Here is a 14,784-nt window from a genome sequence, read left to right on the forward strand (position 1 = left end):
CTCCAGATCTGGCTCGATAGTTAGTTGGCGTAAACTAAGTATATGCTCTGACCTGGTGTTATATCTCCATGGGGGCTCTGATTTCATGGAGGCCGTAGGGGTCTGAGCCCGTGAAAGCCGCAGGGGCCGTGAAAGCGGGAGTCCACCGGGACCGGTGTCGAGGGGGCGCCGCCTGCCCGTTCCGGGCACGTTCCGACGGCGCGGGGCGCGCCGGAACGTCTCCTTCACCGCCGCCGTGAGATCACTCGTCGTCCGGTGGCGCGTCCTCAAGACGCCAGCAGGCGATGAGGTGGGGCGTGATCTTGTGGGTCGTCCAGATCGCGACCATGAACATGAAGGCCGCGGTCGTGGGGACCCGCAGGATGTGGTCGCTGCCCGACAGAAGTCCCACCACTATGGTGGCCACCCCGAGCATCCAGGCGCTGCCGCGATGGGCGAGGGTGTAGATGTGCCGTCGTTCGGCCAGCTGGCGCTCGTCCAGATTCTTCTCGGCCAGGCCGACCACACCGTCGGACGCCGCGATGAGCACCGAGAACACCCCCGCGTAGGTCACCAGAGCGATGCCCGCGAGGCTCAGGGTGATCCACATCGCCGTGGTGCTGGGTGCCAGGAACCAGCACACGACCGCGCTGGCCCAGATCATCGCCAGCGCGGCGGCGCCCAGGGCGGCCGCGACCCGGCGGCCTTGGCGGGTGCCGTACCACCTGGGCCTCAAGGAGCGCCTGACATCCTCGACCTGCTTGCGGTTCAGCTCGTTCATCACTTCTCTACCTCGCTTCCAAGCCGGGGGAACGGCTTGAGGGAGAACACGACTTCCATCGGCACGTTGAAGTACTCGGCGATACGCAGGGCGAGAAAGAGGCCGGGGTTGTACTTGCCGCGTTCGAGGTACCCAACCGTCTGGTAGTGGAAGCCCAACGCGTCGGCCAGATCCTTGCGGGAGGCTCCCCGCTCCACCCTGAGCAGCAAAATGCGGTTGTACACCTCTTCGGAGGGCATGGCGGTGACCTCTCAGACCTCAGGAACCGTGCGGGGCCGGTTGCCGCTCGTCGAGCCGTGATTCAGCCGGTCGTGCGGCGGCGTGACTTCGCCCACGATCACGCCCGTGGCCGGGATGAGCGCGCTCCGCACGACGATCTGGCACATCAAGGTGGTCACCCGCTCCACGGGGGAGGCGAAGATCCCGCCCGAGACGGCGCGCGGCCGCGACGGCGGGTCGGTGCTGGGGGCCGGCGGAAACGTCATGAGACCGGTGCCGGCGACGAAATGATCATACTACTCATGCCGAGAAAGATAGTAGTTCTACTACATTTCATCAAGAGTCAGATATGAAAAGTCGCAGGGCTGCGCTGGGTGCCCCGTCGTGGAGAACCGCGCTCCTCGACAACGGGCGGGCGACCCTGCGGCGCGGGAGGGTGGTCGTCCCCACCCCCGGGGCTGGGCGTGGACGTCGAGTCGCGCGAAGGGCACGACTCGACAAGACGGGACCCGACCTCCGGACGAACCGGGGAGCCGGGGGAGATGTCAGAAGCCCACCGGGCGAAGGCGGTCAGAACCGCGACCACGAAGGGGTGAGGCGTGCGGGCTCCCGGTGAGCAGGCCGGTTCCACGGGCCGTCGCGCGTCATGACGGGCCAGGCAGGTGGGCCGGTCAGGTGTCCTGGTGGGCCGTGCTGCCCAGCAGGGTCAGCGCGGCATCGGAGGGACTGCCGGGCTCGGCCTGGAAGATGATGAGTTTCTGGCCGGGAGAGCTGTCGATGCTCAGCACCTCCATGGAGGTGAGCAGTCCACCGGCCCTGTGATGATGGAAGCGTACGGTCGTGCGGGTCCTGGCCTGCACGTCGTAGCGGTCCCACATCTGTCGGAACTCCTCGCTCTCGTCGGAGAGTTCCTCGATCAGTTCGAGCATGAACGGGTCGGTGCAGTCTCTTCCCGCCACGGCTCGCAGGTGGGCCACCTTGGAGCGGGTGTCCCATTCCCAGTCCGGGTAGAACTCGCGCGCCGCGGGATTGAGCAGGGCCAGCCGGAGCAGGTTGTCGTTGTGCTCCAGCCCCTCGTAGAGGACGGTGGCCAGCGGATTCTTGACCAGCACGTCCAACCGCTGGTTCACCACGTACGCCGGCGCGTGGTCCCAGCTCTGTATGAGCCGCACCACGTTCGGGTGGACCTCGTCGCTCCGGTCGCCCAGTCCGTGCCTGGAGGCCCGGGGGCGTGCGAGTTCGTACAGGTGTGCCGCGGCTTCGGGGCCGAGGTTCAGCGCCCGTACCAGGGCGGCGAGTACCTGATCGGACGGATGGCGTTCACGCCCCTGTTCCAGGCGGATGTAGTAGTCGTTGCTGACCCCGGCCAGCATCGCCACCTCCTCCCGGCGCAGTCCCGGCGTCCGGCGGGAGCCGGAGTCCAGCAGCCCTACCTGCTCCGGGAGGGTGGCTCCTCGACGAGCGCGCAAGAAGTCACCGAGGAGTTTGTCGCTGTCCATTTCACTACCGTATGTCGTTAATTAGCCAAAAAGGTGGCAATGTCACTCCCTGGTTTGATTCTCGTTCTTCTGCGATGATCCTCATCCGAGGTCTCCTGCCTCCGGGGCCAGGTTCGCCCAGGAGACGGCGAACGCGTCGGGCCCCGGGCCGGGCTGGACGGTGACCGCGCCGTGGCCGCCGAAATGGGCGGGGAAGACGGTGGCGCCGGTCCGGGCCGCCGCGGCCAGGACCCGGCGCCGGGAGGCGCGGGCCGTTTCGGCGTCGAGGTCGAAACAGCTCTTGTAGCCGGGATGCAGGATCTGCACGGGGCTGTGCATCAGGTCTCCGACGAACACGGCCCGGGCGTCACGCGACTCCAGCCAGACCACCGAGGATCCAGGGGTGTGACCGGGCGCCGATTCGAGACGCAGGGTGTCGTCGATGCGGTGCTCCCCCTCCCAGAGGACCAGCTGCCCGGCGCTTTCGATCGGCTCGATGCTGTCGGCGAAGACCAGCCGGAGGTTGTCGAGGCGTCGCCGTTCGTCGTCGGTGTGGGCCGGGAGCATCCGTGCGGTGCCGCCCGGACGGTAGTGGTCGTAGTCGGCGCGCGGAACGAGATAGGTGGCGTTGGGAAACGCCGGGACCCAGCCGCCCGCGTCGAGCCGGGTGTTCCAGCCGACATGGTCGTGGTGCAGGTGGGTGTTGATCACGATGTCAACCTGCTCCGGTCGTACACCGGCCGCACTGAGGCGATCGAGAAAACCGGTGCGCAGGTGAGCGAACTGCGGAACCTGCGGCCGGTCGCGGTCATCGCCGATGCCGGTGTCGACGAGGACGGTCCGGCCGGGGCCACGGATGACCCAGGTCTGGACGAAGATCTGGTAGGCGCCGGTTACGGGGTTCCAGAAGTCCGGGCTGAGCCAGGACCTGTTGGCGTCCCAGACCTCCGCCGGAGCGTCGGGCAGGATCTCGCTCACCGTACGGAGAGATCCCCGCCACTCGACGACGCGCCCGACTTCGAGGTCTCCAAAGGAGATCGTTTCCATCGCGGGCTCCTCAGACCTTTGCCTCGCCTCCTCGGGCGGGCCTTTGCCTTCCTTCGGGCCTCCTCGTCGTGCCCTTCGGTCACGGGTTGTCGTACCCCGTGCCCGGGTCGTCCATCGCGGGGAGTTCCCCCGTGCCTCCTCTCCGCTCACCCGAGCCGTTCTGTCGCGCCTTCCTCGCAGGGACGGTCGCGATTCGCCGCATACAGGTGGCCCACCAGGGAAATGATGCTGTCATGACCTTCTCGGAAGCCCCGCCCGAAACCGACGACGAGATCCGGCGGTACGTCGGGATGGAGGTGATGGCCGCCAGGGTGGAGGCCGAGAGAGCCGGCTGGACCGTGGTGCGCCTACTTGAGGAGGGCATGTTCCGCACGATGGAGTATCAGCCGAACCGGCTCAACCTCACCACCGACGGGGCGATAGACGGTTCCACCGGAACCGGCACCGTGATCGAGGCCGACAACGGCTGATGCGTGGCGGCGCCTTGGGCCAGGCAGGTTTTCTCGGCGGTACGGACGTCGCGGTCCGGCGGGTGCTCACCCTGTACGTCCTGCCGAGAGGCGGGGCGGCCGTTCGGGCCGCGGGCCCGTCCGCTGCCGGTGCGGAGAAGACGGCGGCCACCGCTCGGGCCGCCCGGTAACGCCTCACCCGCGTCGCGGAGCCCGCCGGCCGTCGTCACCGGGTCGACCACGGCCACGGATCTCACCGAAGCCGGATGACCCCCGTGCCCTCGGGTACGGCCGGCTCGGGGGCGTCAGAGGTGGACGGCAGGATCATGTCAACAATGACGCCGATTTCCTTGCCTGTCATTTCCGTCCTTGTGGCTCCGCGTTGAAATCTCCGGGGAAACGCCGTCCGGCCTTTCGTCGGCGGTACGAATCCGCGGCTCGAAGGCACATGGCGGCCAGCCGGGGTGCGATGCCGTGTTTTTCTGATGAATGCCGATAATTGCATTTATATAGTTATGCGCCAAAAATAATGCTTTGCCTCCAAGTGGGGGATTTCATCTGATGTCGCGATTAGTCTGGGTGATGTTCGGCGCCGCATCGGCGTATCCCGAGACTTGGAACCGACGCTCGTCACCCCCGATCAATCGGGGCTCGACCCTCATCTCAGGGAGTGATCTCTGATGCTCAAGCATTTGATCTTCGCCATCACTCTGGCGGTGTCCACACTCCTCGTCACCGGAGCCGTCACCGGCGCCGCGCAGGCCTCCACACCAGGCGTCTGCGCGTCGGCCCACCACGTCACCCAGGCGGCGCCCCCGGACAGCCAATGCGTGACCAGGGCTGACGGCTGCTACTACTGCTACAGCTACAGAACCGGAAGCTGGGAGCGGCAGCATTGCGGCGGCGCCTCCGGTGAGTAGCCACATCGGCGACCAACCTCGACGGACAACGGCGGCCCCGCGAGACGGTGTTTCGCGGGGCCGCCCCGCATTCCGGGATCGAACCGTACGACGTGACCGCACCCGACGAGGGGACGACTTCCCAGGGGTCCGGCTTCCCGAAATGCCGCCACTCACCTACCCCGATGAAGGGCCGGCCGCCGAAGCTGGGATTTTATATATCGGCTCTGTGGATATCACGAGGAAATTCGGTGTCCCGATCATTCTCCCGGTCGCAGACGGCCTTGATCCGGAGCCGATCTGCTGGACTTGAGCCGTGGCAGGCGAGACGATCAGGCTCCTCTTCGCCACCTGCCACTTCGCAGACTCGCGCCGTCGATCACCCCGGAGCCGAATCGAGGGCCGGGCCAAAAGCAGTGCCAATCGTCAGGCCAGTGCCAGGCATATTGCGAATGGCACGGGAATGAGCACGGCCGCGCCAAGCCATGCCGCTAGCCTTCGTCCACGCCGGAGCGGGAGGACCACGTCGATCACGACCACCAGTGCCAATGTGAATACGCCGGTCACCGCCAGGAGAAACATGATGGGACCCGCGTGGTCGAGGGTCGTGTAGTTGCAGTTGGTGAGACCAGGCTTGGTAAGGTCTTCCACGCTCTTGCAGTCCATCGGCATGTACTCGGTCAGCAGCCACCACACCAGATAGAGCGGCACGCTCGCGGGCACACCGAGTCCGAGGTTCGCCAAGACAGGCCCCCAGAGGCCACCTTTGGCTCGTTCCTTGCGCCGGGCATGTGCATCAGTCCCGTCCGCGGTCATCGCCACGCTCCTCTCGTGCTTCCGCTGGCCTTCGAGGAAGGTCGGTACCACCTACGAACCCCTGGCTCGCCCATGACGATCGTCCGGTGTAGCGACCTGGGCTCTTTCGATCCGCCGATCAAGGCCGGCCGAGACCATTCCGCGCATGTTCTGAATCTTCGTGAGGTGCGGTTTCCTCACCGATGAGGGTCGAGATGATCGGTCGATCCGATGAGAGCGGGACCGGCGTACCGAGCGCGGGACAGGTGGACACCGGTGGCTCGTTCGGCAAGGGCAAGAACGCTGGAGACGGGGTTGTCGACGAATTGCGGCTCCTCGTCGTTGACGGGCATGCCGAGGTCGCTGACGTCGGCCCGGAGCAGGTCAGGGTCACCGCCCTCCCGGAAACAATAGCTGTACAGGCCAAAGGTGGTGATCGGCTGACCGTCGACGTAGTAGGCGAAACCATCGTTGTTGAGGGTCGCGCATACCGCGGCCGCTGCCGTTCCTGCGGACAGCAGCCCAACCCTGTGGAAGACGATCCCCGCCCAGCCGTGTTCGATCAGGACGGTTCCACCGCGGGCGGCATAGGCCGCGACGCCGAATCCGGACTCGCACGGAGTGCCTGGGGTGACGTTGATCCGTCGCAGGGCCTCTTCGGGAGACACGCTCTGCACGAAGCCCGCGTAGAGCCAAGTGCTGTCATCACCGTCGGTGAACTCCCGGTAGAGCCATTCATAGGCCGCCGCCGTCGCACCGCTCATCCATGTTCCTTCCGCAAGGGCCGTATCGCGGTGATCATGACAGGAAGAAGTCACGGCGAAGGCGCTCGTTCGACGTGGGCTCGCCTTCGCCGAGAGATGATCAGTCCGACCACGCCGGCGGCGAAGAGGCAGATGCCCAGGTAGATGAGGGGATTGACGAACGCGGGCACCAGGTCGACTCGCCCGCTCTCACCCAGACATTCGGTGTTGTGCAACGGCCACATGCTCGACGGTGCCGGTGAGTAGCCGTAGCCCTCCAGTCCGCATCGGTCCTCGGGATCGGCGAAGTCGAAAAAACCGCCCGACCACAGCCCGGATCCGTATATCGCCATCGCAACGCACGCGCCCGTGACGCTGAGCTTTCCCCAAAGCGTCGTTGCCCGTGGCTTGCGGCCTCGCGCCACGCCGACGACAGTGTGCGCCACCAGCACGACGGCGACGCCCAACAGCACCGGCGAGAAGAGCATGAGAAAGAACAGGGCGAGGAAGAGCGCGTCAAGCATGATGCTCGAAACGATACCGATGTCAGGCCCGTTCCTTCCGCGACATAGGTCCGGGCACTGAGTACGGCGCCGCCCCGGAGCCTCGCCCTGTCTGTCTCCGGCTCAACGCCGGAGTGCACGATCCAACGGTGGCGGCACGAGGGGGACGTCCTCCTGCGGGCCGATCTCCAGTGTTCCCATCGTGCTGTCAGGGGGAACTGCGGTCGGCCACGCTGCCCGGTGGGCTGAGACCGAGGAGCAAACAGACCTGAGGTCGAAGTCCCCCGCGCGGCCAGATGGATAGCCGTACCTATCTAGGTTGTAATCCTAACTAGATGGCTTTACTCTTTAGATAGCGCCGCACGGACCGCTGCCTCTCGGCAGACAGGCATCTCGTGCGGGCCGGGGACAGGCTCTCCCGCAGCCAAGCCCTCGAACAACCGATATCCGCCACCCGCCAAGGAGAAGACCATGGCCGCCCCCACCTCCCGCTCCGCCGTCGCGCTCCTCCCCTCCCTGGTCGCCGCGGAGACCGTGGTGATCGCCAGCGACCTCGGCGACGCCGTCCGCTACGGCCTCGGTGGCCTGGTCCTCGTCGCACTGGTCGCGGTCATCTACCAGCTCGGCCGTACCCGTCGCGTCAAGGGCGCAGGCGGCGCCACTTCGCCGACCGTCTGACGCGTCCTCCTCGTCCTGGGCTCGGCAGCGGTAAAAGGGCGGTCCGGCCTGCGCGTCGATCCAGGTGCGGGGCGACCGGAGTTCACGCTCCAGGGGTGGCGGAACGGGCGGGGCACGGTGTGGACGTGCTCCTGCGGGTCTACGCGAAATGCGTCGACGGCCAAGACGAGGTGGCGAACAAGCGGATCTTGGAAGCGCTCACGCCGTGAGATCCCTGATAGGTGGACAGAAAGAACCCCGGGCAACCCTCGGGGTCCTTCGTCATGTCGGCTCCCACAGCGTCGGAATCGTTCCATGAGCTTCCGAAACACTGGGGCTGACCTGGGAAAACGGGAGTTGGCCCATTCCGCGTACGTTCCGGGAACACTGGCAGACGGCTGCGTTTGACTGCGTCCAGCTGTATGGGCCGAGAAAGATCGCCAGGAACAAAGGCCCAGGTCAGGGCCTTTGTTCCTGGCGAGAAGTGGTAGGGCGCCTGGGACTCGAACCCAGAACCTACGGATTAAAAGTCCGCAGCTCTAACCATTGAGCTAACGCCCCGCAGGTGACAGCGTACCGAGAATAGTGTCCACTAACGCCCGTCGCCAGGCTTGTCGGTGGTCATCTGTTTGCGGAACGGCAGGTAGGGGGTGCGAACGGCTCCTAGAGTGGCAGCCATGACGACATCGGGGCTTGAGTCGGCCCACAGTCCCAGCGTGTCCACGCGTCAAGGTTATGTCGTGGTCGACCTGGAGACCACCGGTTTCTCTCCGGCGAAGGGCGACCAGATCTGTGAGATCGCGCTGATCTCCATGAACCCCGACGGCACGGTCGCCGAGGAGTGGCATTCGCTGATCAACCCTCGCCGCAGCACGGGAGCCGTCCACGTCCACGGCATCACCAACGCCATGGTCGCCGGAGCGCCGGTGATCGAGGAGGTGCTGGACGAGATCTGGCGGCGGATCGCCGGCCGGGTCCTGGTGGCGCACAACGCCTCCTTCGATCTCCGCTTCCTCGGGGTTCTCCCCGGCAGCCACTGGGTGACCGAGACCCTGTGCACGCAGCGGCTCGCCCCTGACTTCCTGCCCGATGGGAAATGGACCCTCGCCGCCTGCTGCGAGCGTGCGGGGATCCCGTTCTCCAACGCCCATGCCGCGCTGGTCGACGCCCGGGCCGCGGCCGAGCTGCTCCGCTTCTACCTGGGAACGGGCGTCTCCTGGCAGGCGGAGCTGAGCAGGGCCGCGCACGCCTGCGACGACTGGCGCCCCTGCGGGCTGTCACAGCGCCCGGCCCGCGGGCGGCAGATCCGTCCGTAGGCGGGCGTGACCGTCAGCGATAGGCGGAGATGCCGGTCAGGGCCTCGCCGAGGACGAGAGTGTGGATCTCCTCGGTTCCCTCGTAGGTCAGGACGCTCTCCAGGTTGTTCATGTGCCGGATCACCGGATACTCCAGCGTGATGCCGTTGCCGCCCAGGATCGTGCGCGCCTGGCGGGCGATGTCCATGGCGGCGCGGACGTTGGCGAGCTTGCCGAAGCTGACCTGGCGGGGGGTGAGGGTGCCCGCGTCCTTCAGACGGCCCAGATGGAGCGCGGTGAGCTGGGACTGCCCCAGACCGACGTACATCCAGGCGAGCTTCTCCTGGGTCAACTGGAAGCCGCCGATGGGCCTGCCGAACTGGACGCGGGTCTTGGAGTATTCGAGGGCGGACTCCAGGCAGGCCCGCGCCGCGCCCACGACGCCCCACAGGATGCCGTAGCGGGCCTCGGACAGGCACGACAGCGGACCCTTCAGGCCACGGACCTCGGGCAGTACGGCTGACGCCGGAAGGCGGACGTCGTCGAAGTAGAGGGACGAGGTCACCGAGGCGCGGAGGGACATCTTCTTGTGGATCTCCGGCGCGGAGAAGCCCGGCGTGTCGGTGGGAACCACGAAACCGCGGATACCGTCGTCGGTCTGGGCCCAGACCACGGCGACGTCGGCGATGGAGCCGTTGGTGATCCACATCTTGGAGCCGTTGAGGATCCAGTCGCCCGAGGGGTCCTGCTTGGCCTGGGTGCGCATGTTGGCGGGATCGGAGCCGTGGTCGGGCTCGGTCAGGCCGAAGCAGCCGATCGCCTCGCCCGCGGCCATCCGGGGCAGCCACTCCTCCTTCTGCTCCGCGGAGCCGTACTTCCAGATCGGGAACATCGCGAGCGAGCCCTGCACGGACACGAACGATCGCAGGCCGGAGTCGCCCGCCTCCAGCTCCCGGCAGGCCACGCCGTACGAGACGGCGTCCAGGCCCGCGCAGCCGTACCCCTGCAGGTGCATGCCCAGCACGCCGAGCGAGCCGAGCACCGGGCCCAGTTCGCGGGCGGGGAAGACCCCCTCCTCGAACCAGTCGCCCACGTGCGGGAGCACCCGGTCCGAGACGAACTCCTTGACGGTGTCACGGATGAGGCGCTGCTCCTCGGAAAGAGCGTCGTCGATGCGCAGGAGGTCGTCCATGAGTGTTCCTTTCTTCGGCCACTGTCAGGGTATTGCCGAGGCTGGGGGAGGGAATGTCAGGGTCGTGCCAGGGGGAATCCCTATGTGATGGAGAGTTCTCGTCGGGCAGTCTGAAGACATGAACGAAAACGACTTCTCAGGCGTCAAGCAGCTCCGCAGGACCAGGGACGGACGGATCGTCGCAGGTGTGGCCTCCGGCCTCGGACGGTACATCGGAATCGACCCCAACATCATCCGCGCGGCCCTCGCCGTCGCCACCTTCTTCGGCGGTCTCGGAGTGGGGATCTACGCGATCGGCTGGTTGCTCCTGCCGGACGAGAACAAGGACAGATCGATCATCCAGGACCTGATCGACAAGAACAAGGACAACCCGGTCTGGCAGGACGCGAAGTCCAAGGCCGAGCAGGGCTGGGCCAAGGCCGAGGAGGGGTGGAACAAGGCCACCACCCAGAACCGGGCCCCGCAGCACCCGTCCTACCAGGACGCGGCTCCGCAGTATTCGGACCCCACCCCGTACCGCACGGCGCCGCACGGCGGCGACTCCAAGCCCCAGGTGTGACTCAGGAGTTCGCCTCCGCGCGAACCTTTTCGATGATCTCCCCGCGGGACTTCCTCCAGAGCATGGCCAGCGCGGCGGCTACCAGCAGTCCGGCCGCGCCGGCCAGTGCGACCACGAGTTCGGGGCCGAGGGGATTGGCCGCGGCCCCGCCGACAAGGATGCCGACGCCCTGAGCGGCCAGCAGGCCTGACTGCACCAGCCCGAAGGCCTGGCCCCGCTGTTCGGCGGGCACGCACTGCACGAACGCGGCATTGGCCGCGAGCTGATAGGCACCACCGACGCCGGATATGAACCACAGGATCAGAACGGCGATGAGCGGCGGCCGCATCGCGCACAGGATCAACGGCGCGCAGGTCAGCATCGCCATCCACCCCATCGCGCGCAGCCGCTTTGATGGGGGGACGTAACGACTGAACAGGAACGCGCCGACGACGGTCCCGGTCGGCATGGCGCCCATCAGCAGACCGGCGATGAGCGAGATCTCCTCCGGATCATCGGTCAGCCTGGCGGCGTAAGGGGTCGCGAGCCCCTCGGGAAGCACGTAGAAGCCGCACAACCAGGCGAAGAGCACCAGCGTCCGCAGCCGAGGGTCGCCGAAGACCAGCTTGGCGCCGGTGTATGTCATGGTCCACATCGAGGGACCGCCGGCGTCGCTCCGAAGGGGCGCCGGGCGCCGCCGCACACCGGAGACGAGGATGAGCGCGGAGGCCATGAACGTGGCCGCGTCGAGTGCCAGCGCGCGGTACGGGCCCATCCCCATGATCAAGGCGCCGCCGAGGGCGAAGCCCAGCATCTGCGCACCCTGGTTGGTCATGTTCTGAAGCGCCGAACCCGCGACGTAGCGGTCGCCTTCGAGCAGTTCGGGCAGGAGCGCCGCGCGGGCGGCCGAGAACGGCGCGCTGAGCAGCACCACGCAGAAGACCAGCACGCACAGCGTGAGGAACTGGGTGCCGGGAATCGCCATGAGCGCGACCATGACGGCGCGGAGCACATCGCAGATGATCATGATGCGTCGCCGGGGATAGCGGTCGGCGAGGCCCGCGAGCAGTGGCCCGCCGATGATCGGCGGCAGATAGGTCAGGGCGTAGACCGACGCCGTGGCCAGTGCCGAGTGCGTCCCTTCGAAGACGAGGACGGACAGCGCCACTCGTGAGAGTTGATCGCCGAGAAGTGAAAGCCCCTGGCCGATCCAGAGCGCGCGAAACTCCCTGATGGCGATGACCTCGCCGTAGGTCGCTTGGCGTTCCGCCGGACGGCGGTGCCGCCCGGGTAGCCGGCCGGATTTGATGGCCGCCATAGGACTCCGCTGAGCTCGCAGGCATATTGACTGAGGGTGTTCAGTGTGTAACCTACGGTGCCTGCTGGAAGGCCGACGCGCAACCGAAAGCGGTCAAGCGAATGCAAACTGTAGTCATAAGTGGAGATATTTCGGGCACTGCGGCGTTTGAGAGTTTTGCGAGCTTAGCTACCAGCCGAGTTGATGTAGACGGTCATCGTCGATGCCGAAATGGTGGGCTATCTCGTGGATTACCGTGATCTGCACTTCTCTCACGACGTCATCCTCGGTGTCGCAGATTGAGCAGATCGGGTTGCGGTAGATCTCGATTCGGTCGGGTAACACTCCTGCGTACCAGTCGCCACGCTCGGTGAGCGGAATGCCCGTGTAAAGGCCCAGTAGATCCGGCTCGGGTGGGTCGTCCACGACGACCATCACCACGTTGTCCATGACTTTTGTCAGCTCAGAGGGGATCGTGTCCAGTGCTTCGGCCACGAGCTCTTCGAACTTTTCTCTCGAGACCTCGATCACACCCGTCATTCTGCCCGGTGTTCCCGGGTAGAGGTGGAGGCGTATGAATCTCACAGGCTGGAATGAGGTCGCCCGTCGCTTCGCGAAGGGGCGGATCGTACGCGCGACGGCGGTCGTCGTCGTCGCCGTCGCCGGTGCCTGGATGGGCATCATGCTGGGCGGCGCCATACGGACCAACGTCGGCCCCGTGGAGCTTGGCATGACGGCGGAGCCCTCGTGGGCGGGGGAGACCGTCGTGGACGCTCACCCTTTCGGCACACTTCTGTTCGACACCCACAACGCCCCGGTCGACCTGCGCATCACCCTTGAGAACATCAATCCCGATCGGGCCAAGGCGATCCTGATGGACGCGAAGTTCTCCGACCGGCTTCCCGCGATGCTGGAGAAGGAGCTGGGAGACGGAGTCAGGACGCTGATCCTGCGCGCCGCTCTCTGCGGCCTGGCGGGAGGCCTGATCGCCACGCTGATCGTCTTTCGCCGGCCCAAGGAGGCCCTGGCGGGTCTGGTGGGCGCCGCCGTCCTGATCGCCGGTACGGGCGCGGCCGTCGTCCTGACGTTCCGCCCGGACTCGGTGGTGGAGCCGAAATACACCGGACTGCTGACCGGCGCGCCGTCTCTGGTCGGCGACGCCGAGTCGATCGTGACCAGATTCGAGTCCTACCGCCTCCAGCTCGCCAAACTGGTCAACAACGTCTCCCAGCTGTACGACACGGTCTCCGTCCTGCCGGTCTACGACGCCGACCCCACCTCGATCCGGGTGCTCCACGTCTCCGACATCCATCTCAGCCTCATCGCGTGGAATCTCATCCGCTCGATCACCACCCAGTTCAAGATCGACGTGATCGTGGACACCGGCGACCTGACCGACCACGGCACCGGCCCCGAGGACAAGTTCGTCGAGGAGATCGGCACCCTCGATGTGCCGTACGTCTTCGTCAGGGGCAACCACGACTCCAGGACGACCCAGAAGGCCGTGGCCACGCAGAAGGGCGCGATCGTCCTGGACGACTCGGTCAAGACCGTGGCGGGGCTGCGCATCTACGGGCTGGGCGACCCCCGGTTCACCCCTGACAAGTCCGTCGCCGTCGACTCCGACCTCGAGTCCCTGAGCGCCATGGGCCGTGCTCACGCCCTACGGCTGGCGCAGGGCCCCAAGCCGGTCGATCTGGTGGCGGTGCACGATCCGACGATCGCCAGGGCGTTCTCCGGCGCGGCTCCCATGGTCCTCACGGGCCACTCGCACGAACGATCCAGCGAACTGCTGCCCTCGGGAACCCGCCTGCTGGTCCAGGGATCCACCGGAGGCGCCGGCCTGCGAGCTCTGGAACACGACGAACCCACCCCTATCGCGGCCTCGGTTCTGTACTTCGACCGTAAGACGCATCGCCTGCGGGCCTGGGACGACATCACTCTGGGAGGACTCGGCGAGCAGTCAGTTCAGATCGAACGTCACGTTGAGGCCGACCCTGGCCGTACAATTTCTCCTGTGTCGACGATCGCCCCGTCTCCTGCGGGATCGATCAGCGCCACAACGACGCCTTAAGCCGGAAAGCCGCTTTGGCATCGGGGCAAAAGTCCCCTATGCTTCAGAGGTCTCCAGCGGAAGACGGCAACGGAACGGAATGAGAATTCCGAGCCCCCATCGTCTAGTGGCCTAGGACACCGCCCTTTCAAGGCGGCGACACGGGTTCGAATCCCGTTGGGGGCACCGGCCAAGCGAAAGCTTGTCAGGGAAACGGCAGGTCGAAGACCTCCGAAGAACTGGTAAGCTAAGCAAGGTCAAGAACGGCCAGGGGATAAGCTCCCGGGTCAAGCAAGGTCCTGTAGAGCAGTTTGGAGTGCTCGTCACCCTGTCAAGGTGAAGGTCGCGGGTTCAAGTCCCGTCAGGACCGCTTAGGTGGATGTTCATCCGCCATCGAGGTCAGGTAGCTCAGTCGGTACGAGCGTCCGCCTGAAAAGCGGAAGGTCGGCGGTTCGACCCCGCCCCTGACCACCTCGTCTAAGCAGCACAAACGCCCCGAGCGATCATCGTTCGGGGCTTTTTTGATCTCCAGTGACAGCAACGCTGACAGCAACGTCAGCTTGCAGCCCCGTCAGCTGAGCCGTCTCCGTTCAAGCGTCTCGCCAATTCAGCCAGCAGCTTGATGTTAGAGGTGGACAGAGAGCGGACGTGGGGATCGAGCTCTAGTGCGTGCGCAGACACGTTGAGGCCGTACCACTCCTCGATGACCATGAGGACAACATGCTCCTGGGATCGGCCAATAGCTTTGGCAACGTCCTCAAGTTCCTGGTGCCTGGGTGGGCGCACGTACTGTCCGTTGGCGACGGAACACCACCACGGCGCTGAGCGCACGTGATTCGACCTCTTAGACAACTCTTCG

The 14,784-nt window shown here is 66.0% G+C and carries 17 protein-coding genes and 4 tRNA genes; 9 read left to right on the forward strand and 12 right to left on the reverse strand.

Annotation, left to right across the window (positions count from 1 at the left end; translation table 11 throughout):
- Positions 1–241 precede the first annotated feature (241 nt).
- The 5 genes from J2853_RS36775 to J2853_RS36795 form a co-directional block, all read right to left on the reverse strand.
- A complete protein-coding gene (locus tag J2853_RS36775) occupies positions 242–760 on the reverse strand; it encodes a hypothetical protein (RefSeq protein WP_307565505.1) in 519 nt (172 codons plus the stop codon).
- Positions 760–999, reverse strand: coding sequence for a helix-turn-helix transcriptional regulator (locus J2853_RS36780; RefSeq protein WP_307565507.1), 240 nt, complete (start codon positions 997–999; stop codon positions 760–762). Before J2853_RS36780 ends, J2853_RS36775 begins: the two co-directional genes overlap by 1 nt.
- A 12-nt stretch (positions 1,000–1,011) precedes the next feature.
- Complete coding sequence (locus J2853_RS36785) at positions 1,012–1,245, reverse strand: hypothetical protein (RefSeq protein ID WP_307565509.1); 234 nt, start codon at positions 1,243–1,245, stop codon at positions 1,012–1,014.
- A gap of 405 nt (positions 1,246–1,650) precedes the next feature.
- Positions 1,651–2,478 carry a helix-turn-helix transcriptional regulator gene (locus J2853_RS36790; RefSeq protein ID WP_307565511.1) on the reverse strand — a complete coding sequence of 276 codons (828 nt, stop codon included), beginning with the start codon at positions 2,476–2,478 and terminating at the stop codon, positions 1,651–1,653.
- 81 nt (positions 2,479–2,559) lie between these two features.
- On the reverse strand, positions 2,560–3,504 hold the full coding sequence (locus J2853_RS36795; RefSeq protein ID WP_307565513.1) for an MBL fold metallo-hydrolase: 945 nt from the start codon (positions 3,502–3,504) through the stop codon (positions 2,560–2,562).
- Between the two features lie 233 nt (positions 3,505–3,737).
- On the opposite strand from J2853_RS36795, the gene J2853_RS36800 reads away from it, so the two are divergent.
- The gene (locus J2853_RS36800) at positions 3,738–3,974 is read left to right on the forward strand and encodes an I78 family peptidase inhibitor (protein ID WP_307565514.1); all 237 of its coding nucleotides are present in this window, start codon (positions 3,738–3,740) and stop codon (positions 3,972–3,974) included.
- Positions 3,975–4,633: 659 nt separating this feature from the next.
- Complete coding sequence (locus J2853_RS36805; protein ID WP_307565516.1) at positions 4,634–4,873, forward strand: hypothetical protein; 240 nt, start codon at positions 4,634–4,636, stop codon at positions 4,871–4,873.
- Between the two features lie 405 nt (positions 4,874–5,278).
- On the opposite strand, the gene J2853_RS36810 is transcribed toward J2853_RS36805, so the two are convergent.
- The 3 genes from J2853_RS36810 to J2853_RS36820 all read right to left on the reverse strand — a co-directional run bounded on the left by J2853_RS36810 (position 5,279) and on the right by J2853_RS36820 (position 6,914).
- A complete protein-coding gene (locus J2853_RS36810) occupies positions 5,279–5,668 on the reverse strand; it encodes a hypothetical protein (protein ID WP_307565518.1) in 390 nt (129 codons plus the stop codon).
- A 176-nt stretch (positions 5,669–5,844) separates the two neighbouring features.
- Complete coding sequence (locus tag J2853_RS36815) at positions 5,845–6,411, reverse strand: DUF6461 domain-containing protein (RefSeq protein WP_307565520.1); 567 nt, start codon at positions 6,409–6,411, stop codon at positions 5,845–5,847.
- Between the two features lie 50 nt (positions 6,412–6,461).
- Complete coding sequence (locus J2853_RS36820; RefSeq protein WP_307565522.1) at positions 6,462–6,914, reverse strand: hypothetical protein; 453 nt, start codon at positions 6,912–6,914, stop codon at positions 6,462–6,464.
- Between the two features lie 450 nt (positions 6,915–7,364).
- On the opposite strand from J2853_RS36820, the gene J2853_RS36825 reads away from it, so the two are divergent.
- Positions 7,365–7,571 (forward strand): hypothetical protein, encoded by a 207-nt coding sequence (locus J2853_RS36825; protein WP_307565524.1) that lies wholly within the window; start codon positions 7,365–7,367, stop codon positions 7,569–7,571.
- Between the two features lie 464 nt (positions 7,572–8,035).
- Here the strand turns inward: J2853_RS36825 and J2853_RS36830 are convergent.
- Positions 8,036–8,111 (reverse strand) — tRNA-Lys (locus J2853_RS36830).
- A gap of 155 nt (positions 8,112–8,266) precedes the next feature.
- Between J2853_RS36830 and J2853_RS36835 the strand changes: the two genes are divergently transcribed.
- Entirely contained in the window at positions 8,267–8,866 is a 600-nt protein-coding gene (locus J2853_RS36835) for a 3'-5' exonuclease (RefSeq protein WP_307565526.1), read from the forward strand.
- 13 nt (positions 8,867–8,879) lie between these two features.
- Here the strand turns inward: J2853_RS36835 and J2853_RS36840 are convergent, their stop codons facing one another.
- Positions 8,880–10,037: an acyl-CoA dehydrogenase family protein gene (locus J2853_RS36840; protein WP_307565527.1), complete on the reverse strand. Its 1,158-nt coding sequence runs from the start codon at positions 10,035–10,037 to the stop codon at positions 8,880–8,882.
- 118 nt (positions 10,038–10,155) lie between these two features.
- Between J2853_RS36840 and J2853_RS36845 the strand changes: the two genes are divergently transcribed.
- Positions 10,156–10,596, forward strand: a complete 441-nt coding sequence (locus J2853_RS36845; RefSeq protein WP_307565529.1) for a PspC domain-containing protein — start codon at positions 10,156–10,158, stop codon at positions 10,594–10,596.
- 1 nt (position 10,597) lies between these two features.
- Here the strand turns inward: J2853_RS36845 and J2853_RS36850 are convergent, their stop codons facing one another.
- Together J2853_RS36850 and J2853_RS36855 are read right to left on the reverse strand one after the other, a co-directional pair.
- On the reverse strand, positions 10,598–11,893 hold the full coding sequence (locus J2853_RS36850; RefSeq protein WP_307565531.1) for an MFS transporter: 1,296 nt from the start codon (positions 11,891–11,893) through the stop codon (positions 10,598–10,600).
- A 168-nt stretch (positions 11,894–12,061) separates the two neighbouring features.
- A complete protein-coding gene (locus J2853_RS36855) occupies positions 12,062–12,412 on the reverse strand; it encodes a metallopeptidase family protein (protein ID WP_307568945.1) in 351 nt (116 codons plus the stop codon).
- A gap of 34 nt (positions 12,413–12,446) precedes the next feature.
- Between J2853_RS36855 and J2853_RS36860 the strand changes: the two genes are divergently transcribed.
- The 4 genes from J2853_RS36860 (at position 12,447) to J2853_RS36875 (ending at position 14,396) form a co-directional block, all read left to right on the forward strand.
- Positions 12,447–13,946: a metallophosphoesterase family protein gene (locus J2853_RS36860; RefSeq protein ID WP_307565533.1), complete on the forward strand. Its 1,500-nt coding sequence runs from the start codon at positions 12,447–12,449 to the stop codon at positions 13,944–13,946.
- A gap of 92 nt (positions 13,947–14,038) precedes the next feature.
- A tRNA-Glu gene (locus J2853_RS36865) sits at positions 14,039–14,111 on the forward strand.
- A 109-nt stretch (positions 14,112–14,220) separates the two neighbouring features.
- Positions 14,221–14,295, forward strand: a tRNA-Asp gene (locus J2853_RS36870).
- Between the two features lie 27 nt (positions 14,296–14,322).
- Positions 14,323–14,396 (forward strand) — tRNA-Phe (locus J2853_RS36875).
- Positions 14,397–14,784 lie beyond the last annotated feature (388 nt).

The organism is Streptosporangium lutulentum (assembly GCF_030811455.1).
GTDB lineage: Bacteria > Actinomycetota > Actinomycetes > Streptosporangiales > Streptosporangiaceae > Streptosporangium > Streptosporangium lutulentum.